Origin of the sequence: Pseudoalteromonas sp. SIMBA_162 (assembly GCF_046535955.1) — a bacterium.
In the GTDB taxonomy this organism is placed as follows: Bacteria; Pseudomonadota; Gammaproteobacteria; order Enterobacterales; family Alteromonadaceae; genus Pseudoalteromonas; species Pseudoalteromonas marina.
Genome location: NZ_JAWJBQ010000109.1, coordinates 1 through 390, shown reverse-complemented (window position 1 = coordinate 390; position 390 = coordinate 1). Strand labels below are relative to the sequence as shown.

At 35.1% G+C, this 390-nt stretch carries 1 protein-coding gene; it reads left to right on the top strand.

Annotation, left to right across the window (positions count from 1 at the left end; genetic code table 11):
• Window positions 1-65 precede the first annotated feature (65 nt).
• Window positions 66-390, top strand: a 325-nt coding sequence (locus R0J88_RS18935) for a hypothetical protein (protein WP_410900718.1), incomplete at its 3' end; no start/stop codon positions are given.

The following is a 390-nucleotide window of genomic DNA, read 5'->3' as shown; positions in this document are numbered from 1 at the left end:
AGACAACTTTAATTACTAATGTGAATGCCATTTTAGGAATGTAAGAAAGGAAGGTGAAAAAATAGATGCCACAAACTACTGAAATTTCAGTTCCGCAAGGTGATTTAGGTACATTCACAGAAGGAAACAACCTACTAAACTATTCGATAACAACAGATGGTGAAATGTCCACAATAACCGAAAGAGTAAACGGTGTTGTTGTTGGTACAAAAAACCTTACAAATGGTGAAGTAACAACGGTAAGTGTACCTTCTGAAACATGGGGTAGTATTTCACTTGGTAAAAATACAACATTAACAATAGAAATGGGTGGAGAAGTTTTCACCTATACATTTAAAAAATTGCTTGGAGATAATTCAAGTCTCGCAGAAGTCACTGAAGGTGTACAAG